Genomic DNA, 1,158 nt, shown 5'->3' with positions numbered 1-1,158 from the left:
CCGCGATAGGTGTTCTGCGACTTGCCGGCGGCGATGCCCTTGGAGATGATCCGGCTCGACGTGTTCTTGCCGAGATGGATCATCTTGGTGCCGCTATCGACCTGCTGGAAACCGTTCGAGATCGCGATCGAGTAGAACTCGCCGCTCGAATTGTCGCCGCGCAGGATGCAGCTCGGATATTTCCAGGTGATCGCCGAACCGGTCTCGACCTGGGTCCAGGAGATCTTCGAATTACGACCACGGCAGTCGCCACGCTTGGTGACGAAATTGTAGATGCCGCCCTTGCCTTCCGAATTGCCCGGGTACCAGTTCTGCACCGTCGAATATTTGATCTCGGCATCGTCGAGTGTGACGAGCTCGACCACGGCGGCGTGCAGCTGGTTCTCGTCGCGCTGCGGCGCGGTGCAGCCCTCGAGATAGGAGACGTAGGAGCCCTTGTCGGCGATGATCAGCGTGCGCTCGAACTGGCCGGTGTTGCGCTCGTTGATGCGGAAATAGGTCGACAGCTCCATCGGGCAGCGCACGCCCGGCGGCACGTAGACGAACGAGCCGTCGGAGAACACAGCCGAATTCAATGTCGCGAAGTAATTGTCCGAGGTCGGCACCACGGTGCCGAGATATTTCTGCACCAGCTCGGGATGCTCGCGGATCGCCTCCGAGATCGGCATGAAGATCACGCCGGCCGCCTTCAGCTCCTTCTGGAAGGTAGTCGCAACCGAAACCGAGTCGAACACGGCGTCGACCGCGATCTTGCGGTTCGGCGTCTGCTCACCACCGGGCGGCGGCTCGACGCCCTCGAGGATCGCGACCTCGCGCAAGGGAATGCCGAGCTTCTCGTAGGTCTTGAGGATTTCCGGATCGATCTCGTCGATCGAGGACAGCGTCTTCTTCGGCTTCGGCGCCGCGTAGTAGTAGATGTCCTGGTAGTCGATCTTCGGATAGTCGACGCGCGCCCAGGTCGGCTCGGTCATGGTCAGCCAGCGGCGATACGCCTCCAGGCGCCATTCCAGCATCCAGGCCGGTTCGTTCTTCTTTGCGGAGATGAAGCGGACGGTGTCTTCCGACAGCCCCTTCGGGGCCTTCTCGGACTCGATCAGCGTCTCAAACCCATATCGATACTGGTCGACGTCGATGCGCCGGACGCGCTCGACCGTCTCT

1 protein-coding gene is annotated in these 1,158 nt (G+C 61.6%); it reads right to left on the bottom strand.

Features of this window, described 5'->3' with window-relative positions; translation table 11 throughout:
* The coding region (gene sufB, locus AKL29_RS24945; protein ID WP_063779943.1) for a Fe-S cluster assembly protein SufB at positions 1–1,158 on the bottom strand (1,158 nt) is incomplete at both ends.

Source organism: Bradyrhizobium pachyrhizi (genome assembly GCF_001189245.1).
Lineage (GTDB): Bacteria > Pseudomonadota > Alphaproteobacteria > Rhizobiales > Xanthobacteraceae > Bradyrhizobium > Bradyrhizobium pachyrhizi.
Note: the sequence above shows the minus strand (reverse complement) of the source record. Positions and strands in the feature narration are given on the sequence as shown.